This window comes from Gaiella sp. (genome assembly GCF_035558935.1).
GTDB lineage: Bacteria > Actinomycetota > Thermoleophilia > Gaiellales > Gaiellaceae > Gaiella.
The window spans coordinates 1-24,403 of the sequence record NZ_DATMBZ010000166.1 but is presented as its reverse complement, the minus strand read 5'-3'; the positions used below and the strand labels follow the sequence as shown (position 1 = coordinate 24,403).

The 24,403-nt window shown below is 71.7% G+C and carries 25 protein-coding genes, 2 tRNA genes and 1 pseudogene; 19 read left to right on the top strand and 9 right to left on the bottom strand.

Annotated features, from left to right (window positions below; genetic code table 11):
- Window positions 1–110 precede the first annotated feature (110 nt).
- A tRNA-Ala gene (locus tag VNM44_RS15630) sits at window positions 111–183 on the bottom strand.
- Window positions 184–207: 24 nt separating this feature from the next.
- Entirely contained in the window at window positions 208–474 is a 267-nt protein-coding gene (locus VNM44_RS15625; protein ID WP_325626957.1) for a glutathione S-transferase N-terminal domain-containing protein, read from the bottom strand.
- Between the two features lie 46 nt (window positions 475–520).
- On the opposite strand from VNM44_RS15625, the gene VNM44_RS15620 reads away from it, so the two are divergent.
- The 4 genes from VNM44_RS15620 to VNM44_RS15605 are packed head-to-tail and all read left to right on the top strand — an operon-like array spanning window position 521 to window position 4,035.
- A complete protein-coding gene (locus VNM44_RS15620; protein WP_325626955.1) occupies window positions 521–1,366 on the top strand; it encodes an alcohol dehydrogenase catalytic domain-containing protein in 846 nt (281 codons plus the stop codon).
- A 1-nt stretch (window position 1,367) separates the two neighbouring features.
- Window positions 1,368–2,027, top strand: coding sequence for a DUF3891 family protein (locus VNM44_RS15615; RefSeq protein WP_325626953.1), 660 nt, complete (start codon window positions 1,368–1,370; stop codon window positions 2,025–2,027).
- Window positions 2,024–2,971 carry a zinc-dependent alcohol dehydrogenase gene (locus VNM44_RS15610; RefSeq protein ID WP_325626951.1) on the top strand — a complete coding sequence of 316 codons (948 nt, stop codon included), beginning with the start codon at window positions 2,024–2,026 and terminating at the stop codon, window positions 2,969–2,971. The genes VNM44_RS15615 and VNM44_RS15610 overlap by 4 nt, the downstream gene beginning before the upstream one ends.
- Window positions 2,968–4,035 (top strand): winged helix DNA-binding domain-containing protein, encoded by a 1,068-nt coding sequence (locus tag VNM44_RS15605; RefSeq protein WP_325626949.1) that lies wholly within the window; start codon window positions 2,968–2,970, stop codon window positions 4,033–4,035. The genes VNM44_RS15610 and VNM44_RS15605 overlap by 4 nt, the downstream gene beginning before the upstream one ends.
- 13 nt (window positions 4,036–4,048) lie before the next feature.
- Here the strand turns inward: VNM44_RS15605 and nucS are convergent, their stop codons facing one another.
- Entirely contained in the window at window positions 4,049–4,723 is a 675-nt protein-coding gene (gene nucS / locus VNM44_RS15600) for an endonuclease NucS (protein WP_325626947.1), read from the bottom strand.
- A gap of 33 nt (window positions 4,724–4,756) precedes the next feature.
- Window positions 4,757–5,425 (bottom strand): MBL fold metallo-hydrolase, encoded by a 669-nt coding sequence (locus tag VNM44_RS15595; protein ID WP_325626945.1) that lies wholly within the window; start codon window positions 5,423–5,425, stop codon window positions 4,757–4,759.
- A 44-nt stretch (window positions 5,426–5,469) separates the two neighbouring features.
- Between VNM44_RS15595 and VNM44_RS15590 the strand changes: the two genes are divergently transcribed.
- From VNM44_RS15590 to VNM44_RS15565, 7 genes are all read left to right on the top strand, one after another.
- Complete coding sequence (locus VNM44_RS15590) at window positions 5,470–7,260, top strand: c-type cytochrome (RefSeq protein WP_325626943.1); 1,791 nt, start codon at window positions 5,470–5,472, stop codon at window positions 7,258–7,260.
- A gap of 29 nt (window positions 7,261–7,289) precedes the next feature.
- Window positions 7,290–8,087 (top strand): Cof-type HAD-IIB family hydrolase, encoded by a 798-nt coding sequence (locus VNM44_RS15585; RefSeq protein ID WP_325626941.1) that lies wholly within the window; start codon window positions 7,290–7,292, stop codon window positions 8,085–8,087.
- Complete coding sequence (gene serS / locus VNM44_RS15580) at window positions 8,084–9,283, top strand: serine--tRNA ligase (protein ID WP_325626939.1); 1,200 nt, start codon at window positions 8,084–8,086, stop codon at window positions 9,281–9,283. Before VNM44_RS15585 ends, serS begins: the two co-directional genes overlap by 4 nt.
- Before the next feature lie 51 nt (window positions 9,284–9,334).
- Complete coding sequence (locus tag VNM44_RS15575) at window positions 9,335–9,667, top strand: hypothetical protein (protein ID WP_325626937.1); 333 nt, start codon at window positions 9,335–9,337, stop codon at window positions 9,665–9,667.
- 55 nt (window positions 9,668–9,722) lie between these two features.
- Window positions 9,723–10,031: a hypothetical protein gene (locus tag VNM44_RS15570; protein ID WP_325626935.1), complete on the top strand. Its 309-nt coding sequence runs from the start codon at window positions 9,723–9,725 to the stop codon at window positions 10,029–10,031.
- A 101-nt stretch (window positions 10,032–10,132) separates the two neighbouring features.
- Window positions 10,133–10,513, top strand: coding sequence for a group I intron-associated PD-(D/E)XK endonuclease (locus tag VNM44_RS17230; RefSeq protein WP_414652990.1), 381 nt, complete (start codon window positions 10,133–10,135; stop codon window positions 10,511–10,513).
- Window positions 10,490–10,580, top strand: a tRNA-Ser gene (locus tag VNM44_RS15565). The genes VNM44_RS17230 and VNM44_RS15565 overlap by 24 nt, the downstream gene beginning before the upstream one ends.
- Window positions 10,581–10,698: 118 nt before the next feature.
- On the opposite strand, the gene VNM44_RS15560 is transcribed toward VNM44_RS15565, so the two are convergent.
- Entirely contained in the window at window positions 10,699–11,937 is a 1,239-nt protein-coding gene (locus VNM44_RS15560; protein ID WP_325626933.1) for an ABC transporter substrate-binding protein, read from the bottom strand.
- Window positions 11,938–12,040: 103 nt separating this feature from the next.
- Here VNM44_RS15560 and VNM44_RS15555 point away from each other — a divergent pair, with 103 nt between their 5' ends.
- The 6 genes from VNM44_RS15555 to VNM44_RS15530 all read left to right on the top strand — a co-directional run bounded on the left by VNM44_RS15555 (window position 12,041) and on the right by VNM44_RS15530 (window position 19,994).
- Window positions 12,041–15,238: an AAA family ATPase gene (locus VNM44_RS15555; RefSeq protein WP_325626931.1), complete on the top strand. Its 3,198-nt coding sequence runs from the start codon at window positions 12,041–12,043 to the stop codon at window positions 15,236–15,238.
- Complete coding sequence (locus tag VNM44_RS15550) at window positions 15,235–15,516, top strand: hypothetical protein (protein WP_325626929.1); 282 nt, start codon at window positions 15,235–15,237, stop codon at window positions 15,514–15,516. The genes VNM44_RS15555 and VNM44_RS15550 overlap by 4 nt, the downstream gene beginning before the upstream one ends.
- A gap of 86 nt (window positions 15,517–15,602) precedes the next feature.
- Window positions 15,603–16,775 carry a YcaO-like family protein gene (locus VNM44_RS15545; protein WP_325626927.1) on the top strand — a complete coding sequence of 391 codons (1,173 nt, stop codon included), beginning with the start codon at window positions 15,603–15,605 and terminating at the stop codon, window positions 16,773–16,775.
- Window positions 16,772–18,115: a TfuA-like protein gene (locus VNM44_RS15540; RefSeq protein WP_325626925.1), complete on the top strand. Its 1,344-nt coding sequence runs from the start codon at window positions 16,772–16,774 to the stop codon at window positions 18,113–18,115. Before VNM44_RS15545 ends, VNM44_RS15540 begins: the two co-directional genes overlap by 4 nt.
- A gap of 35 nt (window positions 18,116–18,150) precedes the next feature.
- On the top strand, window positions 18,151–18,819 hold the full coding sequence (locus VNM44_RS15535; RefSeq protein WP_325626923.1) for a hypothetical protein: 669 nt from the start codon (window positions 18,151–18,153) through the stop codon (window positions 18,817–18,819).
- Window positions 18,816–19,994, top strand: a complete 1,179-nt coding sequence (locus tag VNM44_RS15530) for an aminotransferase class I/II-fold pyridoxal phosphate-dependent enzyme (RefSeq protein ID WP_325626921.1) — start codon at window positions 18,816–18,818, stop codon at window positions 19,992–19,994. Before VNM44_RS15535 ends, VNM44_RS15530 begins: the two co-directional genes overlap by 4 nt.
- Before the next feature lie 4 nt (window positions 19,995–19,998).
- Here VNM44_RS15530 and VNM44_RS15525 read toward each other — a convergent pair whose 3' ends face one another.
- The 3 genes and pseudogenes from VNM44_RS15525 to VNM44_RS17225 form a co-directional block, all read right to left on the bottom strand.
- Window positions 19,999–20,934 (bottom strand): lysylphosphatidylglycerol synthase domain-containing protein, encoded by a 936-nt coding sequence (locus VNM44_RS15525; RefSeq protein WP_325626916.1) that lies wholly within the window; start codon window positions 20,932–20,934, stop codon window positions 19,999–20,001.
- Window positions 20,931–21,617 (bottom strand): glycerophosphodiester phosphodiesterase, encoded by a 687-nt coding sequence (locus VNM44_RS15520; protein ID WP_325626914.1) that lies wholly within the window; start codon window positions 21,615–21,617, stop codon window positions 20,931–20,933. The genes VNM44_RS15525 and VNM44_RS15520 overlap by 4 nt, the downstream gene beginning before the upstream one ends.
- Before the next feature lie 112 nt (window positions 21,618–21,729).
- A pseudogene (locus VNM44_RS17225) lies at window positions 21,730–22,317 on the bottom strand (phosphatase PAP2 family protein); the annotation flags it as partial.
- A gap of 213 nt (window positions 22,318–22,530) precedes the next feature.
- Between VNM44_RS17225 and VNM44_RS15510 the strand changes: the two are divergent.
- Both VNM44_RS15510 and VNM44_RS15505 read left to right on the top strand, forming a co-directional pair.
- Window positions 22,531–23,454 carry a hypothetical protein gene (locus VNM44_RS15510; RefSeq protein WP_325626910.1) on the top strand — a complete coding sequence of 308 codons (924 nt, stop codon included), beginning with the start codon at window positions 22,531–22,533 and terminating at the stop codon, window positions 23,452–23,454.
- Between the two features lie 18 nt (window positions 23,455–23,472).
- On the top strand, window positions 23,473–24,138 hold the full coding sequence (locus VNM44_RS15505; RefSeq protein ID WP_325626908.1) for an HAD family phosphatase: 666 nt from the start codon (window positions 23,473–23,475) through the stop codon (window positions 24,136–24,138).
- 16 nt (window positions 24,139–24,154) lie between these two features.
- Here the strand turns inward: VNM44_RS15505 and VNM44_RS15500 are convergent.
- Window positions 24,155–24,403: LamG domain-containing protein (locus VNM44_RS15500; protein WP_325626906.1), on the bottom strand; the 249-nt coding region annotated here is incomplete at its 5' end.

Here is a 24,403-nt window from a genome sequence, read left to right as displayed (position 1 = left end):
GGTCGGGCATGTTCCATTCGCGTCTGACCTCGTCGAGCCATTCCTCGTAGGCGCCGAGGCACCTTGTGAATTGTCGTGATCGTCACCGACGAGCGGCCGTTTCGCGAGAATGGAGCTAGGCGGACTCGAACCGCCGACCTCCTGGGTGCGATCCAGGCGCTCTCCCAACTGAGCTATAGCCCCGCGAGAGGGGAAGTGTAGCGCCGCTCAGGGCCCGCCGAAGCGCCCCGCCCGGATCGCCTGCGCCATCTCGGCCGACTGTTCGCGGTACCACGTGCCGTCCTCGAGCTCGATCGCCGGCAGGGCCTTCTGACCGGTTCCCTCGATGACCGCTGTTCTCCTGCCGCGGAGGAGCGGCTCCTTGACGAGCTCGTACTGGACGCCCATCTCGTCGAGTGCCTTCTGGACGCGCCAACACGGGTGGCCCGACAGCTTGGCCCATGTCGCCCCGCAGCGATGCAGTTTGACGGCCACGTCTCCTCCTTCGGTCGTCGGCGATGCTCAACCCTACGATACGCCCGTGCGCGCCGTCGTCGTCGGGCCGGAAGGAGAGCCTGCCGTCGCGGAGGTCCCGGAGCCCGACGGGCCGGGCGACCTGCTTCGAGTGGTCGCGTGCGGTCTGTGCGGCTCCGACGTCGAGAAGCTCGACGCCGCCCACGCGGGTGCCGTCCTCGGCCACGAGGTCGTTGCCGAGCTCGACGACGGCCGGCGGGTCGCGCTCGTCCACCACGCCTCGTGCGGCGAGTGTGAGCGTTGCCTCGCAGGGCACGAGTCGACGTGCGAGCGCTTCGCCGCGCCAACCATCCGGCCGGGCGGCTTGGCGGAGCTCGTCCGCGCTCAAGCATGGGTCGAGGTCCCGGCCGGCTGGCCCGACTGGCGCGGCACGATGGTGGAGCCGCTCGCTTGCGTCCTGCGAGGTGCGGCCCGCGTACCGGCCGGTCGTGTGCTGATCGTGGGCAACGGGTTCATCGGACGGCTGTTCGGGCTGGTGCTCGAGCGACGCGGCCACGACGTGTTCGCCGTCGACACCGATCCCCGACGGGCGGGTCGTCGGCCCGACGGTCCGGTCGACGCGGTCGTCCTCGCAGGTCGCGGCGGAGTCGAGACGGCGCTCGCGTGCGTCAAGCCCGGCGGCACCGTGGTCGTCTTCGCGGAAGCGGGTGTGATCCCCGCCGGCGAGGTCTATCGCCGTGAGCTGACCATCGTCGGCACGCGCTCGGCCGCGCCGCCGTACATGTCCGAGGCCGTCGCGCTCCTCCACGACCTGGACGTGCCCGAGCCCACCGTGCTCCTGCTCGAGCGCTTCGCCGAGGGGCTCGAGCTCCACCGGCGCCGCGACGCCCTCAAGGTCGTCTTCACTCTCTGACGTGTTCCGCTCCCGTCGCCGGCCTGTCGTCTTCCCCCAGCTCGAGCACGCCAGGCTCGCCGCCGCGATCGCGATCGCCTGGGACGATCGGGTGGCACCGCTTCCCCTGCCTCTCGAGAGTTTCGTCGCCGGTGTCGCACTGCACGATCGCGGCTACGGCGAGCACGACGACGACGAGATCGGGGCGGTGCCTGCGGATCGTTGGCTCGAGATCCAGCGGCAGGGGTTCACGCCCCTCGGCGACGATGCCGTGGTCGACCTCGTCGTCGCGATGCACGTCCGCCGGCTCGTCTCGCACCGAGGCGACGACCGGACACGCGCGACGCTGGCAGAGATGGACGAGACGCTCGTCGCCCTGCGCGAGGATGCCGGCGTCTCGGAGGAGGACGCGGCCGACGCCGACCGGATCACGGATCTCTGCGACCGGGTCGCGTTCGACTTCTGCCTCGAGCAGCCGGCGTCCGGCGTCGTTGTGGTGTCCGGCCGTGACGGGGAGTCGATTGCCCTGGGGTACGAGCTCGACGGCCAGGGCAACGTCGCTCTCGACCCGTGGCCGCTGCGACCGCACCCGGTGGCCGGCATCGTTCTCGGTTACGCGGCCGAGGGCTACCCGGGGAGGCTCGAGCCGGTCGTCACGCCGTTCAGCCTGGTTCCGGGATGAGGGCGCTGATCCTGCACGGCCCGGGCGATCTCAGGCTCGAGGACGTTCCCGACCCGAATCCGGGCGAGGGCGAGGTTCTGCTCCAGGTCGAGGTCGCACTCACGGACGGGACCGACCTCAAGGCCTATCGCCGTGGACATCCCGTGCTGCTCGGCCCTCTTCCGAGCCCCTTCGGGCACGAGGTCTGCGGCGTCGACGTGGCGACAGGACGACGGGTCGTGGTCGCGAACTCGGCGCCGTGCGGCGCCTGCCGGGCATGCGCGCGAGGGCAGGAGACGCTCTGCGAGCACCTCTTCCCTCTGCTGAACGGCGGCTACGCCGAGCTCCTTCTCGTTCCGGAGCGCATCGCGCGTCGGAACCTGCTGCCCGTCCCGCCCGGCCTCGCGCCCGAGCTCGCGGCGATGGCCGAGCCGCTCGCGTGCTGCCTGCACGGGATCGAGGTCGCCGGCGTCGGGCGCGGCGACACGGTGGCGGTCGTCGGCCTCGGGCCGATCGGGCTGATGCTCTGCGCCTGCGTCGCGGACGCCGGCGGACGCCCGACGGGCGTCGGCTCGCGCGAGACGCGACGCGCCCTGGCGCCTCTCTTTGGTGCGGTCGCCGCCGAGCCCGAGGGCGCCGACGTCGTCATCGAGGCGGCCGGAGCCGTCGCTGCGTGGAAGCGCGCGCTCGCCCTCGTTCGCCCGGGCGGCACCGTGCTCGCGTTCGGAGGCCTGCCGCGCGGTGAGCGCGTCGAGTTCGACGCGTACCGGATCCACTACGAGGAGGTGCGGCTCGCCGGCTCGTTCCACCATACGCCGCGCCATTTTCGGGCCGCGCTCGCCTTCCTCGCGAGCGGCGCCTATCCGTTCGAGCGGCTCATCACCCACGAGGTCGGCCTCGAGGGGGTCGCGGCGCTGTTCGACGACCCGCCGCACGACTACCTGAAGGCGGCGGTGCGGCCGTGACGCTCTCGGCGAAGAGCCTCAACCGGACGCTCCTCGCACGGCAGCTCCTCCTCGCCCGGGCGCGACTGCCGCTCGGCCGGGCGCTCGAGCGCGTCGCCGGGCTCCAGGCGCAGTACGCGCCTTCGCCGTACATTCGCCTCTGGTCGATGCTCGGAGGCTTCTCGCGAAACGACCTCACCCGGGCCCTCGAACGGCGGCGTGCAGTCCAGGGGACGCTGATGCGCTCGACGATCCACCTCGTCTCGCCCCGCGACTACTGGCGCTTCGCCGCGGGCATCGGCCCCTCGCGCCGCGACTGGTGGCTCAGGACGTGGGGGCGGCACGAGCCGGCCGAGAACGTCGACTTCGTGGCTCGCGAGCTCGAAGCTGCGCTCGCAGGAAGGACGTGGCACCGGAAGGAGATCGACGCGCTGCTGCCCGAGAAGAGCGCGACCGTCTGGTCGGGCATGTGGATCCCGCTCGTCCGCGTGCCACCTTCGGGGACCTGGGAGCGCCGGCGCGCCGACCTCTTCCGGCGCGCGGATGACTGGCTCTCGCGAGAGCAGGTGACCGAGGACGAGGGCCTCGAGCATCTGCTCCGCCGCTACGTCGCCGCGTTCGGGCCGTCGACCCTGGCGGACGCGGCCACCTGGGCCGGCGTGGCGCGCGCGTCCCTCCTCCCCGTCGCCGAACGGATGCGCCTGCGAACGCTGCACGACGAGGATGGGAAGAAGCTCCTCGATCTCCCGCGGGCGCCGCTGCTGCCCGAGAATACGCCCGCTCCGGTGCGCTTCCTCGGCCACTGGGACGCGGTGCTCCTCGTGCACGTGCGCCGCACGCAGGTCCTCCCCGAGCGGTTCCGAGGCGTCGTCTTCTCGACGAAGGCGCCGCAGTCGATGGCGACCTTCCTCGTGGACGGTGCGGTGGCCGGCTCGTGGCGCGTCGAGCGCACCGAGCAGAAGGCGACACTCAGGCTCGAGCCGTTCGAGCGTCTTCCCCGCTCCGCTCGCGACGACCTGCACGAGGAGGGCGCGCGGCTCGTCCGGTTCCACGAGCCCGACGCGACGTCGTTCGCGGTGCGCTGACGGAGGTCGCGAGTCAGGCCTCGAAGAGCGTCAGCTCGGGCTCGCGCTCACCGCGGAGCGTGGCGAGATCGACCTCGACCCAGCCGAGCCCTCGCGCCTCGCACAGCGTTCGGGCCTGGAGCTTGACCTCGGAGGCAGCGAGGATCCCTCGGCAGGCCGAGAGCGCCGGGTCGCGCTGCAGCACCTCGAGATAGCGGGACAGCTGCTCGACGGCCTCGATCGTGCCGATCCGCTTGATCTCGACCGCGACCCAGCCGTCGTCCTCGTCACGACACATGAGGTCGACCGGGCCGACGTCGGTCGGCCACTCGCGCCGGATCAGCCGGAGCCCCGGCTCGGCCGCCTCGGGCACTGCTGCCAGCGCCTCCTGGAGGTGTCGCTCGACGCCGTCCTTCTCGAGGCCCGCGTCCTCGCCCAGCTCGTGCTCGACCTCGGCGAGGAGCTCGAGAATGCGGATCTCGAGCCGATCCTCCGTCCGCCCCGCGCGCTTGCGGACGACGATCAGCTCCTCGCCGTCCTCGATCACGGTCGGCGGGGTCATCCAGTTCAGCGGTCGGTACCCGCCCGCGTCCGCATGCACCAACACGGAGCCGTCGGCCTTGAAGATGAGCAGCCGTACGGCCTCCGGCAGGTAGGCGTTCAGGCGGCCGGTGTAGGTGACCTCGCAGCGGGCGACGACGAGACGCACGGGGCGTGGACCGTAGCGGCCCTGGAGGACGGCCTACGCGAGCTCGACGCGCGAGGCGCCGACGATGCGCTCTTCGCCGCCCTCGAGCCGGACGAGGTACTTGCCCTTGCCGTCGTAGTCGGGCGACTCGACGACCACGACGCCTGCCTCCCCGCCCACACGGCACGGCGTACCGACCTCGGGGTCGAGCCCGCGCCAATGACGGACGAACGGGTTTCGCTCCCATTCACGGCCGATCGTCGTGTCGACCGTGTGTCCCGGGAGGACGCGCAACCCATGGTCGAGCGTCATCAGGCGCTCCATCACGGAATCGCGCACGACGTCCGCCGGCCCGCCGCCGACGGCGTCGCGGAAGAGGGTGTCGCCGGAGAAGCACAGCTCGCCGTTCACGACGAACACGACCCCGTCGTCGGAATGCCCCGGCGTCGGGATCGACTCGACGCGCAGCCCACCCGTCTCGACCGCGCCAGTCGCGACGGGAATGGAGAAGCGATGCGACAAGTCGTCCTCGTGCTCGACGTGGTCGGGGTGGCCGTGGGTCCGGAGGATGTGGGTCGGCCGGAGCCGCTCGCGCTCGACCGCCTCGAGCAACGGCTCGAGCGGCGCGCCGCTGTCGACGAAGATCGCGACGCCTCCAGGCTCGTCGCCGACGACGAACGCGTTCGAGAGCCACCGAGAGTCCATCGAGCGCTCGACGATCACGCCCCAACCCTACGCCACCCGCACGCGTCGGAGAGACTCCATCCATGGCTCGACCGCTCGCACTGCTCGTGCTCGCCCTGGCACTGGCGGCGCCCACGGCCGCCGCGGCCGTGCGGGTCGTCGAGCCGTTTCCCCTCGAGCGGTACGCAGACAGCGGCGCGATCGGGCTCTCCGTCCCGGGAGCAGGGCCGACGGTCACCCGCGCGAGCGCCCTGAACACGCTCTTGACGGGAAAGGTCGAGAGCTCGCTGCTGGGCGGCGCCCCACGAGGAACCCCGCTGATCGAGCTGGGAGCAGGCCCTCCTCCCGACACGCTCGTCGTCCTGCCACCGCCCGGACGGAGCGAGAACGACCGCTACCCGATCGCCGTCACGCCCGGCGCTCGCGGGGTGCTCACCTCCGATTCGACTCGCATCGACGGGCTCGTCTCGCTCGCAGACATCGCGCACGGCAGGCTCGAGGTCGTCCCCGTGGCCGACCCCGTGCAGACACTCGAGCGCCTCGAGAAGCGGATCGAGCGAAACGACCGGATTCGGCTGCCGCTCACGGTGCTCGCCGGCGGGATCGCATACGTCGTGGCGGTGCTCCTGCCCGGTCTCGCGCCGCGGGTCGTCCTGCTCGCGCTCGCCGCGAACCTCTGGCTCGCCGGCTGGTGGCTCGTGGCGCTCGTCGCGCTCGCTGCGCTCGTGCTCCCGCTCGGCCTCGCGTGCGGCGCCGTCCTCGTGACCTACCTGCTCGTCCTCGGCCTCGACCCGGAAGCGATCGCACTGTCTCCCTTCGGCCCGTCGCAGGCGGGCCGCTTCTACGGCGTCTCCAACCTCCTCGAGACGATGCTGCTCGTCCCGGCCGTGCTCGGGCCCTGGCTCCTCGGCCGCGCAGGGGTGGCACTCGCGGGCCTGGCGCTCGCAGCGGTCGCCGGCAGCCGCTTCGGGGCGGACGGCGGCGGGCTTCTCGTCCTCCTGGCCGCGTACGCGACGCTGCTCGTGCGGACGCGCGGCGTCGCACTGGACGCTCGCCGCGCCATCGCGCTCGCGATCGGTGCGCTCCTGGCCGGCATCGCTCTCGTCGGGATCGACGCAGCGCTCGGCGGGTCGAGCCACGTGACGACCGCGCTCGGGGACGGCCCAGGAGCCGTGCTCGGCGACGTCGCCGACCGCCTCGAGCTGTCGGCGCGACGGACGTTCGAGGCGGTAGGCCCCGCGTTCGCCGTCCTCGCCTCGCTCGTCGTGGTCGGATACGTCGCGACAAGGCGCCCCAGGCGACCGGTGACGGACGCGATCCTCGTCGCCCTGCTCGTGTCGATCCTCGTGAACGACACGCCCGGAGACGTCGTCGGATTCGGCGCGGTGGCGGCCTTCGTCGTACGCCGGTTCGAGGACGGATCGGCTCGCGGGGCGCCGACCCACCTGGTTAGACTGCCCGCGATGCGCCGCCCGCTCACCGCCCTCTCGCTTCTGCTGGCGGCACTTGCTCTCGTCGCGGCCGGGTGCGGCGGCGACGAGGTGAGCGCGACGCCCGAGACGGTCGTCGGCAGCATCCCCCAGGAGACGACGACGGGTGGGAACGCCGACCTCCCCGCGCTCGACCTCGAGGGCGACGCAGCAGCCGGCAAGAACGTCTTCGCGAGCGCGGGCTGCGCCGCCTGCCACACGCTGTCGGCTGCGAACGCGACGGGCACCGTCGGACCGAACCTCGACGACGCAAAGCCGTCGTATGAGCTCGCGGTGCAGCGCGTCACGCTCGGTCAGGGCGGGATGCCGTCCTTCAAGGACCAGCTCGAGCCGCAGCAGATCGCCGACGTCGCGCAGTTCGTCTCGTCCTCCACGGGCGGCTGAACGACATCCCCGTTGAGCCGGCGGGGCGCGTGCAGGCGTTCGCCTGCGACCTCGACGGCACGCTCGTCGGCCGGAACGGGCTCCTCGGCCCCCGGACGCTTTCCGCGATCGCGAGGTCGAAGGACGAGGGTGTTCGCGTGCTCGTCGCGACCGGGCGGATGTTCCGCTCCGCACGCCGGTACCTCGACGAGGCGGGCCTGGACGATCCCGTCGTCTGCTACCAGGGCGCGGCCGTCGTCGATCCCCGCTCCGGCGAGTTTCTCCTGCACGAGCCGCTCGACCTCGGCGTTGCGCGCGAGGTGATCGAGTCGCTCGGGGCGAGAGGCCTTTCTCCGAACGTCTACGTCGACGACCAGCTCTACGTCGCGAGGGAGACGGAGTACTCGCGCCGGTACTCCGCGTTCCAACACCTCCCCGTGGTGGAGGTCGGCGACCTGCTGGCCTGGCTCGATCGGCCCCCGACGAAGCTCGTCGTCGTCTCGGAGCCCGAGGTCCTGGCGGACGTTCGCGGCGAGCTGGCACCGCGGTTCGACGGCCGGCTGTTCCTCACGACCTCACTGCCGTACATGCTCGAGCTCGGCAACCCCGGCGTGACGAAGGGCTCGGGACTCGCGTTCGTCGCCTCCGCGCTCGGAATCGAGCTCGACCGCGTGGTTGCGTTCGGGGACGGCGAGAACGACGTGGAGCTGCTCGAGGTCGCCGGCTTCGGCGTCGCGGTCGAGGGCGGTCACCCCCGGCTCCTCGCGATTGCCGATCGGACCTGTCCAGGGCCGGAGGACGAGGGCGTCGCGGCCGTCATGGAGGCGGTTCTAGACTCGTCGTCGTGATCGACCTCAAGGCAGCGCGCGCGAATCCCGCCGGGGTGCGGACGGCGCTCGCGCGCAAGGGCGCCGCCGACGCGTTCGACTGCCTGCTCGAGGCCGACGAGCGCTGGCGGGCGCTCGTGCCGCGCGTCGACGAGCTCCGCGCGAAGACGAAGCTCAAGGGGAAGCCGACGCCCGAGCAGCTCGAGGAGCTGCAGGCGGTGAAGGCGGAGCTGAAGTCGGCGGAGGACGAGCTCGCCGCCGCGGAGGACGAGAGGGACGCGCTCGCGCTTCGCGTGCCGAACCCGCCGGACGACGACGTGCCGGACGGCTCGAACGACGCGGACGCCCGCGAGGTGAGGCGCGTCGGCGAGCCGCCCTCCCTGAGCGACCCACGCGACCATCTCGAGCTGGGACGCTTCGAGATGGAGCGCGCCGCGCGGATGTCCGGCTCTCGCTTCGGCTACTGGGTCGGTGACACCGCCCGGCTCGCCCTGGCGCTCTACCGCCTGGCGCTCGAGCGGCTCGCGGACAAGGGCTTCGTCACCGTGCTGCCGCCGGTCCTCGTGCGCGAGGAGGCGCTTGTCGGGACGGGCGCGTTTCCCTCGGACGAGGCGAACGTCTACGAGCTCCCCGAGGACGACCTCTACCTCGCCGGCACCGCCGAGATCCCCGTCGCCAGCATTCACGCGGGCGAGATCCTCCCGGCCGACGACCTGCCACTCCGCTACGTCGCATTCTCGCCCTGCTTCCGGCGCGAAGCCGGCGCCGCGGGCCGCGACACGCGGGGAATGATCCGTGTCCATCAGTTCAACAAGGTCGAGCAGTTCGTGCTCACACGGCCCGAGGAGTCGTGGGACGAGCTCGAGCTCCTGCTCGCCAACACCGAGGAGCTCGTGCGGGAGGTCGGCCTGCCGTATCGCGTCGTCGTGCTCCCGGCGGGGGACATGTCGAGCGCCTCCGCCAAGACCTACGACGTCGAGGTGTGGTTTCCCAGCCAGGAGCGCTACCGCGAGACGGCGTCGATCTCCAACACGACCGACTTCCAGGCGCGCCGACTCCAGATCCGCTTCCGCGGCGAGCACGGGCCCGAGCCGGTGCACATGCTCAACGGGACCGCGGTGGTCGACCGCATGGCCCTTGCGATCCTCGAGAACTTCCAGGGTGAGGTGCCGGATGCGCTGCGTGCATACGGCGCCCCCGATCGAGTGACCCGCTGAAACCCCTGGACGGGGGACGCGCGCTGCGCCCACAGCGTCGATAAGGGGTACATGCGGCCTGCGGCAACAGTCCGCGTCCAGTGGACGCGCGCTGAGCTTCTCGCGCTCCGAGAGGCGATCGAGGTGACCCCGAACTTCGAGGGCCGCCAGGACGTGCGCGACACGTTCCGACACGCTGTGCGCGCGCCTCGGATCGGCGTGGTCGAGCTCGAGCACGACCTCGCAGAGCGCCTCGGCAACCGTCTCGTCCCGGTCGACCTCGCGACCGCGACGGCGCGTGCGAAGCTGCTACGGGCCGTCCGCGGCCCGCGGAAGCGGACGGTCGCCCAGGTGCACCGGCCGCAGCCCGTTCTCACGGGCGTCTCGACCGCCGCGGCCGCGTAAGCGCGCTCTCCCTCGGATGGGTTGCCCATCCCCCCGAAAGGGGTAGCATGAGGACGTGCAGAGGGGGGAGATCCGGATCGGCCTGTCGCGCGCCGAGTTGACGGCGGTCCGCGAGGCGGTCGAGTTGACGCCGAACTTCGAGGGGCGTCTGGACGTTCGCGACACGCTCCGAGCGGCGATGAAGGCGCGGAGCAACGGTGTCGCCCTCGAGCGCGCAGTGGCCGAGCGGTTCGTCAAGCGGCTCGCGGCGATCGACCTGCCGACGGCCCTCGTGAAGGTGAAGCTGCTCCGCGCGATCCGGGACTTCGACCGCGACGAGCTCGCACCGTCCGACGACACCGGCCGTCCCGCCCGCGCGGCCTAGCGCCTCCGTAGACTGACGCGCTCGGGCGATGCGATGCATCGAGCACGGTGCGCCGTTCGCCGACGCAGCTGCTGTGCCCGCCGATCAGGGCACTAAGCTCGATGTCAACAATGCGGACAACACAGCGGAAAGGTGACATTGCGACATCACGTGCGATCGCCACGTTCACGTCGATGGGGTACGACGTGTCGATTCCGCTGACCGAGTCCGCGGCCTATGACCTGGTCGTCGACAACGGGACGAGGCTGGCTCGCGTTCAATGCAAGTTTGCGAACGACCGCCGCCGCCAGGTCGACCTCCGCCGGATCCACTCCAACTCGAATGGGTACGTCGTCAAGCGCACATCGATCGACTCGTACGATTGGTTGTACGTTCTCGACGGGTCAGACCAGGAATATCTGATTCGGGAGTGCTTAGCCGAGCGACGATCAGTCACTCTGTGTGACCTCCACAAGCTCGGAGCGGTGGCAGAGTCTGGCTGAATGCAGCTGCCTTGAAAGCAGCCGGCCCGCTCGCGTGGGCCCGGGGGTTCGAATCCCTCCCGCTCCGTTGCGCTTCACGCTCTGCCATCCGGGCTCGTGAGGCTCCCGAGCACCGCTCCGAGGCTCCGCTCACACGAACCTGCTTCCCGTCGCGGGCCGAGGCGCGGTTCCCGGCCCACCTGCCGTCAGCTCACCCTGAACGACCCCTTCCGCTTCGCTGCGCCGTCGGATGAATAGTGGTAGACGCCCGTCTTCAGGGTGAGGATCCACGTGGCGTTCTCGCGCTTCGGGACGCTCGTCGTCCGGGTGAGGCCCCCGCCGACGAGATGGAAGTTGTCCCTCGTCGACCGGTCGGCGACGGCAACGGTGTACTTGCCGGCCCGCAGACGCGTGACGATCCGGCCGTCGAGCCGGAGTGTGAGGAACGACCCCTGGCCGACCGTCGCCTGCAGCGTCCGGCCGCCCTCGACGAAGCTCGGCACGAACTTCGTCATGTTCGGGAGCGTCGTGATGGCCCCGTACTTCTTCGCAAGCCGGGCGAGGTTCAGGAGCTGGACACGGTCGACGAGGGGGCTCCACGTCGGCAGCCGGATGTTCCGAATCGCCGCCGGAAGCATCGCCCTGATCTCGTCCGGATGGCTGTTCGCGTAGACGAGCGACTGGTTGATCGCGGTGCGGAACCGCGTGACGAGCCCCGGGTTCGCACGCACCCAATCCTCACGCGCGCAGTAGCAGCCGTTCGGGAAGTACCTCCCCAGCACGGGCCCGGGCGCGAGCACGACCCGGCCGCCTGCCGCGACGATCTGCGACATGAAGGGCTCGGGCGTGTGCACCGCGTCGACGAGCCCACTGGCGAGCGCCGCCGGCATGGCCGGGAACGGCATCACGGTGTACTTCACGGAGCTCGAGTCGACCCCGAGCTTGTCGAGCGCCCCTCGCACGACGATCTCCGCGACACCCTTGAGCGCGTTCAGCGCGATCGTCTTCCCGACGAGGTCCTGCGGGCTTCGGATCGAGCTCGAGCCCGAGACGACGACGTTCTGCCAGTTGTCGGCCTCGGAGGCTCCCTCCGTCTCACTCGCCGCGACCACGGTGATCGGGATTCCCTGCGTGCGACCGATCATCCCCGGCGTGTAGCCGATGTAGCCGATCTCGCCGCGGTTGTTCGCGAGCGCGAGCACGATGTCGTTCCCGCTCTGCAGCGTGCTCTTCTTGATCTCGATGCCCTGAGCGGCGAAGAACCCCTTCTGGATCCCGAGATCCAGGGGCAGGGCATTGGCGATCGGCAGCGTGTTGACGGTGATGGTGGTCACCGTCGCGCTCGGCGCTCCCGTCGCGGCGCCGCCGAGCGCGGCGGCCAGGAGGACGACGGGGATCGCGGCGGCCACGAGCCGGCGACGGAACGGGTTACGGCTCTCGATCATCGGCAGCTCCCTCCGCGAGTCGACGACGAGCGGGCCGAGCGGGCTCGACCCGCGGATCGACAGGGTCGGGACGATACTCTACGACGCCGGGCGCCGTAGTGTCATGGCCGTGACCTGCCCCAGCTGCGGTTCCGAGGTCCCCGCCGTGGCCCGGTTCTGCATGAACTGCGGCGCCGCACTGACGCCGGCGGCGCCGGAGCGCTGGAAGCTCGCCACGCTCGTGTTCTGCGATCTGTCGGGCTCGACGGCGATGGGGGAGCGCCTCGACGCGGAGGCGGTGCGGACCCTGATGCTCTCGTACTTCCACGAGATGCGCGGCGCGCTCGAGCGGCACGGCGGCACGGTCGAGAAGTTCGTCGGCGACGCGGTGCTGGCCGTGTTCGGCGTTCCGGAGGCGCACGAGGACGACGCGCTCCGCGCGTGCCGTGCGGCGCTCGAGATGCAGGCCCGCCTCGGCACGTTGAACGAGGAGCTCGAGCAGCGCTTCGGAACGCGGATCGCGCTCAGGATCGGCGTCAACACCGGAGAGGTCGTCGCAGGCGATGCGTCGACCCGCGAGACGTTCGTGACGGGCGATCCGGTCAACGTCGCCGCCCGGCTCGAACAGGCGGCGGGGCCGGGCGAGGTGCTGCTGGGCGAGCCGACCTTCCGGCTGGTGCGAAACGCCGTGCGCGCGACGGCGGTCGAGCCGCTTCGGGCGAAGGGGAAGTCCGAGCCCGTTCCGGCCTACCGCCTGCTCGAGGTCTCCGGCTTCGGGCCGGTCGTCCGCCCGACGAGAACGCCCTTCGCCGGACGCGCCGAGCACCTCGACGTCCTCGAGCAGGCCTTCGAGGCGGTCGTCGCGTCGCGGGCCGGCCGGCTCGCGACGGTCGTCGGCGAGCCCGGTGTCGGCAAGTCGCGACTGGTCGCCGAGCTGGTCTCGCGGATCGGGGCGCGCGCGCGGGTCGTGCGTGGGACATGCCTCTCGTACGGGGAGGGAATCACGTACTGGGCCGTCGGCCAGATCGCGCGCGAGCTCGCCGGAGTCAGGGACGAGCACTCGCCCGACGAGGTGCTCCGGCGACTGGAAGCGCATGCTGCCCGCACGAACGACCCACATTCGGTCGCGGCCCATGTCGGGCAGCTTCTCGGCATCGCCGGCGGCTCGGCGACTGCGGAGGAGACCGCGCGCTCGATCGCCGAGTTCCTCGCGGCCGGAGCCGGAGAACGGCCGCTCATGGTTGTCGTCGACGACATCCAGTGGGCGGAGCAGACTCTGCTCGACCTCCTCGAGGGGCTTCCCGCATCGCTGTCGGCGGCACCTGTCCTGGTCCTCGCGCTGACCCGTCCGGAACTGCTCGAGCGCCGCGGCGACTGGCCTGCGACGGTGCGCCTCGAGCCCCTGGGTGCGCAGGACCTCGAGGACATCCTCGACGCCCTGCTCGGACAGGCTCCGGCGGTCGTGCGCGCGCGGCTCGCGGCGGCATCCGGCGGGAATCCGCTCTTCCTCGAAGAGCTCGTAGCGATGTTGCGCGACGACGGCGTCCTCGAGAGCGGGAACGGTGACGGGAAGGTGCCTGACGACCTCGCCGCCCTCGCGCTGCCCACCAGCCTCAGCGCGCTCCTCGGCGCGCGCCTCGACTCGCTCGACTCCCGCGTGCGCGCGACGCTCGAGCGGGGCTCGGTCGAAGGCGAGGTCTTCCACCGCGGCGCCGTCGTCGCTCTCGTGGAGCTGCCCGCGCGCTCCACGGTCCACGCCGACCTCGAGACGCTCTCGGTGAAGGACTTCGTCCGCCCGGCGGAAGCGTCGTTCGCGGGAGAAGCCGCATATCGCTTCAAGCATCTCCTCGTTCGCGACGCCGCCTATCAGGGCACTGCCAAGAGGCTCCGCGCGGTCCTCCACGCACAGTTCGCCGACTGGCTCGAGGACATGGTGGGCGCTCGCCTCGCGGAACACGAAGAGATCCTCGGCTACCACCTCGAGCAGAGCTACCGCTACAGGACGGAGCTCGGCCCGCCCGACGCCGAGATCCGCGCGCTGGGGGCCCGCGCCGCCGAGCGGCTCGCGGCGGCCGGCGAGCGAGCGTCGCGGCGTGGCGACATCGACGCGGCCTCGGGACTGTTCGGTCGCGCCTCGAGGCTCTTGCCCGCAGGCGACCCTGCGCGCGCACACGTCCTCGTTCAGCTCGTGGAGGCTCTGATGGACGCCGGCCTGAACCCTGCCGCGCTGCAGGCTCTCGACGAGCTCGAGTCGGCGGCCATCGTCGACGAGGTGACGCGAGCCCATGCCGTGCTCTGTCGGGGCGAGATCGAGCTCCAGCTCGCGTCCACGACGAGGGCGGTGGAGCACCTCCACGCCCTCGCCCGGGCCGGCATCGAGCTCTTCGCCGAGCACGACGACGACCAGGCACTGCTCCGCGCGTGCTGGGTCTCCTACCTGACGAGCATGACGACCGGGCACTCGCGCGCGGCCGGGGAGGCGATCGACCGTCTCGGCGTGCTCGCGGACCGTCTCTCCCACCCGCTCGCAGGTCGGCTTCCGGGCATGCGTGCGATGAACCTCGCCTGGGGGCCGACGCCCGTGCCCGAGGCGCTCGAGGCGACGGGAGCGCTCCTCCGGGAGGTGCAAGACGACCCCGCGACCGAGCCGTTCGTGCTCGCCGGTCACGCCTACCTCCTCGCGCAGGCGCGGGACATCGTGTCTGCGCGCGCTGCGCTCACGCGGATGCGCGAGATCGCCGAGCGCCAGGGCCAGCGGCTCGTGCTCTGGGCGTCCTGGGGTCAGAACGTCGGTCGCACGGAGCTGCTCGCGGGCGACCCCGAACGGGCGGAGGCCGCCCTTCGGCCCTCTTGGGAGGCGCTGCGCGACGCCGGCAGCCTCGCGTTCTCCTCCACGCTCGCCGGGCAGCTCGGGCACGCGCTGGTCGAGCTCGGACGCGCGGACGAGGGCGCTGCCTTCGCGGAGATCGCGCGGGATGCCGCGGGCGAGGCCGACGTGCTCTCGCAGGTGCTCTGGAGGAGCGCGCTGGCGCGTGCACTCGCACTGCAAGGAAACGGAGAGCACCCGCGTTCGCTGGCCGACGAGGCGGTCGCGCTCGCTGCCTCGACGGAGTGGCCGAACGTGCTCGCCGACACGCTGATCGACCGGGCACGGGTGGCCATGCTGGCCGGCGACCCGGCACGTGCGGAGGAAGACGTCGAGCGCGCGACGGTGATATATGTCGCGAAAGGGAACACGGCGGGGCACGCGAGGGCGACCGTGCTCGCGACGCGCCCACGACCGGACGGGCAGCTCACGAATCGGCAAGGAGGTCCACCGTGACCGGAGAGACGACACCAGGGGTGCTGCTTCGCGGCGAGGACGGCACGCACTACTTCATCCCCAAGACCGACCTCTCGGGGTACGCCGTGACGAACGTGCCCGAGCCCCTCACGGCCGGCGCAGACGTCGCGACCAATGTGCCGCGCCTGCACGCGTTCGCCGTCGAGCGCGCCGGCGGCGAGGACGCCGCTCGCATGCCGATGCCCGAGGGAGGATCGGACGCCGCCGCCTTCATGCCGATGCCCGAGGGCGGGCCGGCCGCAGGCGCCCAGTCGTAGCCCTTCCCGAGCCCGCGGCGCGGCCCACGACGGTGGCACCGCGCGCCGAAGCCGAGAAGCTTCACGTCGACGGTACCCACCGCACGGTGGCTCCCGCGCAGACGCTCGCCCGTCTGCTTCCGCTCCGAGCGCGCGTCGGGATCACGCGCGTCGGGGTGATCACCGGGCTCGACGTCGTCGGCATCCCCGTCGTGATGGTGTGCCGTCCGAACGGACGATCGCTCTCGGTGTCGCAGGGAAAGGGCGTCGACCTCGTCGCGGCCAAGGTCTCGGGGATCATGGAGGCCCTCGAGGCGTGGCATGCCGAGCACGTGCTCCTTCCCCTCCGACTCGCCACCTACCGAGAGCTCCGCGAGGTCGCCCGCGTCGTCGACGTCCACGAGCTGCCGCGGCCCTCGTGGTCCCGCTTCCATCCCGACCTCTCGATCCTCTGGATCGAAGGGACCGACGTCATCGGCGGAGAGCGCCTCTGGGTCCCGTACGAGTGCGTCCATCTCGACTTCCGCTCACCCGGCCCGCAGGGGACGGGCTGTTTCCTCGCCAACGGCACGGGCCTCGCCGCGGGGAACCACCTGCTCGAGGCGGTGAGCCACGCGCTCTGCGAGGCCGTCGAGCGCGACGCCTTCGCGCTGTGGGAGGAGCGCGTGGCAAGGGACCGGGAGGCGCGCCGGATCGACCTCGACACCGTCACCGATCCGGGCTGTCGCGAGCTGCTGGCGGTGTACGAGCGCGCCGGAGTGGGCGTCGTCGCCTGGGATCTCACGACCGACATCGGCCTCCCCGTGTTCTCCGCGACGATCGTCGACCGGCGCAGCGATGCCCTGCGGCGCCTTCCGGCCGCGACCGGCGGCGGCTGCCATCCCGACCGCGCCGTCGCGCTCTCGCGCGCGCTGACGGAGGCGGCGCAGAGTCGGCTGACGCTGATCGCAGGCAGCCGCGACGACTGCGGGCCGGACGTCTACCGGCGCCTGAGAGACGCGGGAGCGATCGGGTCGCATCTCGGCGCGCTCTCCGCGGAAGGCACCCGCTCGTTCGCGGACGTCGCCGACGTCCCCGGAGCAACGATCGACGACGACGTGACCCACGAGCTCGATCGGCTGCGCGCTGCCGGTATCCGGCAGGCGATCCTCGTCGACCTCACACGCCCGGATGTCGGCGTCCCGGTCGTCCGGATGGTGGTTCCCGGGCTCGAAGGGTGGACCGACAAGGTCGCTCCCGCCGTGGCCGGCCCGCGTCGTCGAGCGCTGCGCGAGAGATGACGGCGCCGGTCGTCGTCTTCCTCGGGCCGACACTGTCGCACGACGACGCGCGGGATGTGCTCGACGCCGAGTACCTGCCGCCGGCCGCTCACGGCGACGTGCTGCGGGCGGCGCTCCGCCGGCCTCGGGCGATCGGGCTCGTGGACGGCGTGTTCGAGCGCGTACCCGCCGTGTGGCACAAGGAGATCCTCTTCGCGCTCTCCGAGGGCATCCACGTCTACGGCGCGGCCAGCATGGGCGCACTCCGGGCCGCCGAGCTCGACGCGTTCGGCATGCGAGGGGTCGGCGGGATCTATCACGCGTACGCCGAGGGCGTGCTCGAGGACGACGACGAGGTCGCGGTGGCACATGCCGGAGTCGAGGACGGCTTCCGGGCCCTGTCAGACTCGATGGTCGACGTCCGCGCGACGCTCGATGCCGCGCTTGCCGAGCGGGTCGTGACGGGCACGACCGCCGCGTCGATCCTGGGCCGCGTAAAGGCGACGTTCTACGCCGACCGGCTTCTCTCCGCGATCCTCGACCCGGACGACGCGGAGCACGAGACGTTGCGGAGGTGGCTCCCGACCGGCTGGGTGCGCGCAAAGCGAGAGGACGCGCTGACGCTCCTGCGCACCGTCGCCGGCGATCTCGCGTCCGGCCTCGAGCCGCGCCGACTCGGATGGACGCTCCAGCGGACGCGCTACTGGGAGGACGCACGGCGTGCCGGGGAGCGGCTTGGGGAGCCCCGCGAGGGCGCCCTGACGGCGATCGCCGGGGATCAGGAGCTCGAGGCGGTGCTCGACGAGGCGCGCCTCGACCCGGATGGCTTCGGCCGCCTGCGCGACGGTGCGCTGCTCGCCGCGCTCGCCCGCGAGGACGCTGCAGCCGTCGGAGTCGACGTGTCGCCCTGGGCCCACGAGACGGCACTCGAGCGAGAACGCCGCAGCCGGGGCTTGCTCGAGCCCGAGGACCTCGACGGCTGGCTCGACGAGCGCGGCCTCCGACGGGCCGACCTGCCGGCGCTCGCACGTCGTCTCGCCGTCCTGCGCTGGGCACACGAGGCCCATCGCGACTCCGTCGCCGGCGAGCTGGCGTTCACGGCGCGCTCGGACGGCGCGTACGCCGCGCTCGCCGAGCGGGCGGCGCGGAAGCGGGAGACGCTCGCCTCGCTGCCTTCGGCGGATGCGCCCGCCGTCGACGACGGTGAGCTGCTCGACTGGTACTTCCGCAAGTGGCTCGGCCGGGACGTGCCCGTCGCGCTCGACGCCTGGGCAGAGGCGCACGGCTGGCAGCGGGTCGGCGACCTGCTGCGCGCACTCCGGTCGGAGTGGCGCTTCCGGCAGATCGACGGCGACGGCTGACGGGCTCGGGAGGGCGGCGCCGTAGGCTGTCCACCGTGAGGCTCTGCATGTTCCATCCGGCGGGGATGCCGCTCGAGCGGGGCTGGGTCGGCCGGATCGAAGGCGACGAGGTGGTGCACCTTGCGTCGCAGACGCTGCAGCACCTCTTCACCGGCGGTGGGACTGCGCGCGACCATGCGCGCTATCCGCTCGCCGGCGTCGAGCTGCTCGTCCCGCTCCCCTCACCGCCCTCGATCAGGGTCTTCGACGCGAGCGGCTCGTTCGAGTTCGCCAACCCTGCGGCGGTGGTCGGCCCCGATGCACGGGTCGGGCATCCGCCGGGCTCGCCGATCGCCGTCGACGCCGGGCTCGCGGGGCTCGTCGGACCGGAGACGGTGGTCGCGGTCTGCCCGGTGGCGCGGCTCCGTGCCACGGCGCTGGCTCCGCCGAAGGACCGCGACTTCGCAATCGCGCTCGGCCCGTGGTTCACGACGACGGACGAGGCGCCCGAGCGCCCGACCGTGCGCGCGACCGGCGCCGAACCGGCAGCGTCCGTCTTCGACTGGGAGGGCGCGAGGCGCTACGCGGCAGAGAACACGAAGCTCCGCGTGGGAGACCTCCTGCTTGCGCCCGCCGCCGTCGTCGTCGACCTTCCTTTGGCTGCCCGCGTCTCGGTCGACGTCGACGGCCTGGGAGAGCTGCGGTTCGCTCTGGAGTCTCCATGAGGCACACCTTCCGCCGGCTCGACGGGCTGCCGCCGTACGTCTTCGCGACGATCCGCGACCTGACGCTCGAGCTGCGCCGCGCGGGAGAGGACGTCGTCGACCTCGGCTTCGGCAATCCCGACCTCCCCTCTCCCGACGTCGCGGTCGCGAAGCTGCAGGAGGCGGCCGCGAAGCCGCACAACCACCGGTACTCCGCCTCGAAGGGGATTCCGAAGCTCAGAGCCGCATGTGCCGACCTCTATCGGCGCCGCTTCGCCGTCGAGCTCGACCCGGAGACGCAGGTCGTCGCCACGATGGGCGCGAAGGAGGGGCTGGTCCACCTGATGTGGACGCTCGTCGAGCCCGGCGACGCTGCGCTCGTCCCTGCACCGAGCTATCCCATTCACATCCACGCGCCGATCCTCGCCGGCGCGAGCGTGTTCCAGGTGGCGATGGCGCCCGACCAGGATCTGTTCGCCAACCTCGACGACGCCTACGCGCGCGCATCGCCGCGGCCGCGTGTGCTCCTTCTCTCCTTCCCGCACAACCCGACGACCGCCACCGTCGAGCTCGAGTTCATGGAACGCGTGGTCGAGTTCGCCCGTGAGCGCGAAGTCCTCGTCGTGCACGACTTCGCGTACGCCGACCTGGCCTTCGACGGCCACGAGCCCCCGTCGATCCTGCAGGTCCCCGGCGCGACGGACGTCGCGGTCGAGCTCTACACACTGACGAAGTCGTTCTCGATGGCCGGATGGCGCGTTGGCTTCCTCGTCGGCAACGCCGAGGCATGCACGGCGCTTGCGCGCCTCAAGAGCTGGCTGGACTACGGGACCTTCCAGCCGATCCAGATCGCCGCGATCACGGCGATGAACGAGGCACCCGACACTCCGACGGAGGTGTGTGCGGTCTACCGCTCGCGCCGCGACGCTCTGTGCCACGGCCTCGACCGTGCGGGCTGGTCGTTCCCACGCCCGCGGGGGACGATGTTCGCCTGGGCGCCGATCCCGGAGCCGTTCCGCGAGATGGGCTCGCTCGCGTTCGCCGAGCGCCTCGCTCGCGAGGCGCGGGTCGCGGTCTCGCCCGGCTCGGGCTTCGGCCCCGGCGGCGAGGGCTTCGTTCGCTTCGCGCTCGTCGAGAACGAGCACCGGATTCGTCAGGCCGTGCGGGGGATCAGGCGCGTGCTCGAGCGGGCGTAGCGGCTCAGAGAGCGGGGTCGGTGCGGCGCGCCACGAGCGCGCGGGCGGAGCGGACGGCTCCGACCGGACGGACGGTGCGGAAGAGGAGCATCAGCGCGACGATCCCGACGGTCGTGTTCACCATCGTGATGCCGACCTGCATGCCGAGGGAGAACGAGACCGCCGTCGCGGCCGAGACGGCGCCCTGCAGCGCGTATGCGGCGAGCACCTGCTGCGTGCCGGCGCCTCCCGGAACCGGGACGAGGGTCGAGGCGCCGTTCAGCACCACGACGAGCGCGGCGGTGGCGAGGCTCGCCTGGATGCCGAACGCCGCGAGGACGAGGAACACGACTCCGATGCGGCACCACCACGCGGCGATCTGGAACGGCAGCACCGTGCAGACGTAGCGCCCCGGCTGGCGGAGGATGGCGAAGCCCTGCGCGGCCCGGCCGGCCAGCCGACGCACGAGCTCCGGTCGCAGCCGATAGAGGGCCGCGACACCGACGGTTGCAGCGACGGCCGCCGCGACCGCGAGCTCGGCCGCCACCGCACCGGGGAGCGACGGAAGCGCGGGCATCACCCCCGTCGCCCACAGCGTGCACACGAGGAACCCCCCGATCAGGCCGTCGATCGTCAGCACCACGGTCAACGATGCGGCCAGCGTCGCCACGGTCGAGCCGGGAATGCGGGTGCGCGCGATCAGCACCTTGGCGAGCTCTCCCCCGCGGGCAGGCGTGAAGGCGTTCAGCGCCACCCCGGCGGCGTACGCTCCCGCAACGGTCGGGACGGGGATGCGACGGCCAGGGTAGGCCGCCACCAGCACGCCGCGCCATGCAAGTGCACGGAAGAGCAGCGTCAAGAGCTGGAGCGCGAGCGCCGGCAGCAGGTAGCGCCCGTCGAGCTGGCCGAACCGATCCGACGCCGACTCCGCGGCGTCGACGACCGATGCCAGGACACTCACGCGCGGGCCGCCGCGAGCGGGGCGATGAGGCCTGCGCGGTCGCTGATCAGACCGTCGACACCGAGCCCGACGAGCTCACGGGCTCGCGCGGGAGCGTTGACCGGCCAGGTGAGCACGAGCCCCGCGACCGCGCGAAGATCGGTGACGACGCGCGCGTCGAGGAGACGCTCGTGGATGGAGACCCCGTCGACGCCCGTCTCGGCGTACCGCCCGAGCACGGCGCCAAGCTGACGGCGGGTGCCGACCGACGCGACCCGGCGGACCGGTAGATCGTCGAACACCTCGAGCAGTTCCCACGATCGCGCGCACACGGTGAAGCGGCGCTCCGGCAGGAACGGCTCGAGCTCAGTCCGTACGATCGCCGCGAGCCGCGCGTCCCGTCCTTTGAGGTCGAGCATCAGCTCGGTCTCGGGTCGGGTGGCGGCGAGCAGCTCGGCGAGCACGAGCGAGCGCCGGAACGGCGAGGCGAGCGCCCATCGATCCCAGTAGAGCGGGAGCGGGCCGACGGTCTTCAGGTGCCGGATCTCCGGCCGCCCGTGGAACAGCCGCACGTCGGCCTCGACCAGCGCCACTCCGAGGCGCTCCGCCTCCTGCAGCCGGTCGAGCTGGTTCCCCGCTCGATGCGCCACGACGAACGGCAGCGCGATTCCCGGGCGGGCCCCCTCGGTCCCCTGAGACCTCATCGCGAGGCAGTGTAGATGCGTCTCTGCGCTCCTGGAGGAAAATCGCGATCCCGAGCCCGGCGAGCACGACGGCGACGCCCGCAGGAATGTCGATCACGAAGTGGTTCGCCGTGCCGACGACGGCGAGCGACATCGCGATCGGCAACGCAACGGCGAGAAGCCGCAGCGCGAGGCTCGCCACCGCCATCAGCAAGACGATTCCGACGAGGACGTTCCAGCCGACGTGCAGGCTGGGGAACGCCGCGTACTGGTTCGTGAGCCCGGGCGGCTGGAGCGCGCGGTACGCGTCGGAGCGCTGCGTGACCGTGTCGACGAGCCCGATGTCGAGCAGGCGCGGCGGCGCGACGGGGAAGAGCGCGAAGAGGAGAAAGCCGATCAGGCCGGAGGCGATCATCGCGTCGCGGAGGAGGTAGTAGTGCCGGCGCCGGTAGAGGTACAGCCCGGTCGCAACGCCGAGGATCACGGGCCAGTGGCCCCAGATGTAGACCCAGTTCGCGACGTCGACGAGGACGTCGCTGCGGAGCGTCACGGACTGCAGCGCGTCTTCCCAGCCGATCCCGAGCGCATCCTCGAGCGAGATCAGGCGGCGTGCGTTGGCGAACGCGGCCTCCGCGCTGCCGGCGGTGAGGTTGCGCACGCCGAAGTAGACGAGGATCGCGACGGAGACGACCAGCGCTTCGCGGACGAGCCCTGCCGGCATGGCAACACCGCCCCGCGGCGCCGGGGACGTGCGGGCCGACGGTCGTCGTCGGAAGATCAGCCTCACCTCCTCGCTCGAGTGTCCATCCACGATGACGCCGCCGCATCCGCGATCTCCCGGAACCAGTCTGCGTAGTCCGCTCCGGCGCGTGTTCGTCGTCCAATCCCTCCCTTTGGGGGTCCAGCCCCCGCCCGTGGTGCCGATCGTCAGGTCGTGCGGCGCCTCGCCCTCGTTTTCGGCCTGCTCGCAGCCCTGGTGCTACCGGCCGGCGCAGGCGCCTCCCAGCTGATCGCGCGCGACGCGAAGGACGTGACGCTGCGGGTCAACGCACGCGGTCAGGCGCTCGTCGGCTACCACGCGAAGGGCAAGCGCTGGACGGTGCTCGCCTGGGGCGCGATCAACGCGCGACACCCGGCGCCCGGTCAACCCCAGGTCGCCTTCCGCGTCGACTACTCCGGCGGCTGGGCGACGTACCGCCGGACGCTCGCCCGGGGATTCCGGAACGCCTGTCGTCCCTACACCGGACCGACTCTTGCCTGGTTCGTGACGGGATGCACGATGCCGGACGGCAGCCACTGGGCGCTCCAGGCCTGGCAGCGTGGCCTCCCGAATCTGGGCCTCGATCCGTGGAAGCCCCTGCAAGGCTCCGTCGAGCTGCGGCTGAGCCACTGGACCGGCGAGCTGCCGAAGCTCGAGATCTGGACGAACTGGGCCTACAGCAAGCGCTTCGATCACCTGTTCGGGCGGATCACGTATCTCGGTCAGCCCGTGTACGGCTTCCTCGCGAGCTCGAAGGGCGTGCCCGGCGACGCCTTCGGACGCAACGTCTACGTGGACACGTTCAACTCCGCCTACGGCCCGGGTTGGAAACGCGAGAACAGCTTCCTCTCGCACCGCGGGACGGGCGCCTTCTGTTACGGCCTGTACCCGCACGACCCCTATCCCGGCTACCCCGCCGTCGGGCGCCGCCCACCCGGCAAGGGCGAGCGCTACCGCGCGACGGTCGTCGGCCCGGGCGTCGTCCCGGACGTCAGCTGGGAAGGCGCACCGGCTGCGTACGACGAGGCGCTAGACCGCCAACTCCTGGACACGCAGCGCGCGGTCTACGGCCCCGACACCCGCTGCAAGCCGCTCTGATCTCCGTACGATCAGTCGGTGTCCGCGGCCGAGCGAATCGAAGCCGTCGTCTTCGACATGGACGGCGTGCTCGTCGATACCGAGCACCTCTGGGACGAGGTCCGCGAGGCCCTGACCGAGGAATGGGGCGGCCGCTACACGCCGGAGGCGCAGGAGGCGATGATGGGGATGAGCTCGCCCGAATGGTCGCGCTACCTCCACGAGGTCGTCGGCCTCCGCGAACCGCCGGAGGTCATCAACGCCGAAGTCGTCCGGCGGATGCTCGAGCGGTACGAAGCGGACCTCCCGGTCGTCCCCGGCGCCGTCGAGGCCGTCCGCCGCCTCGCGGCTGCGGGCTACCGCCTGGCGGTCGCGTCGTCCTCGAACCGCGAGCTGATCGACGGCGTCCTGCGCCGCCTCGGGCTGAGCGAGCTCTTCGCGGTGACGGTCTCATCCGAGGAGGTCGCACGCGGGAAGCCCGCGCCCGACGTGTACCTCGAGACAGCGCGCCGCCTGGGCGTTCCCCCGGGACGGTGCATGGCGATCGAGGACTCCGCGAGCGGCATCCGCGCCGCCCACTCCGCCGGGATGCGCGTGATCGCGTATCCCAACCGGCACTACCCGCCTGCGGCCGAGGTGCTCGGGCTGGCCGATGTCGTCGTGGACGGTCTCGCCGAGGTGGGTGCGCTGTTCAACGGCCGGTGAAACCGGACGAGCAACACTAGGATCCGAGTGCCGTCGCCATGTCGGTCTGGATTTCGGCTTGCGTCAGCGCCCGGTTGTACACGCGCACATCGTCGATCAGGCCGTTGAAGTACTCGCCGTACGGGCTGTTGCCGCCGATCCAGAGAGGACTCGACGACGACTGGATCGTGCCCGACGCAGCCAGCGTCGCGACCTGCGTCCCATTAACGTAGACGCGAAGAATCGCTCCGTCGTAAGTCAGCGCCACGTGCGTCCACGACCCCAC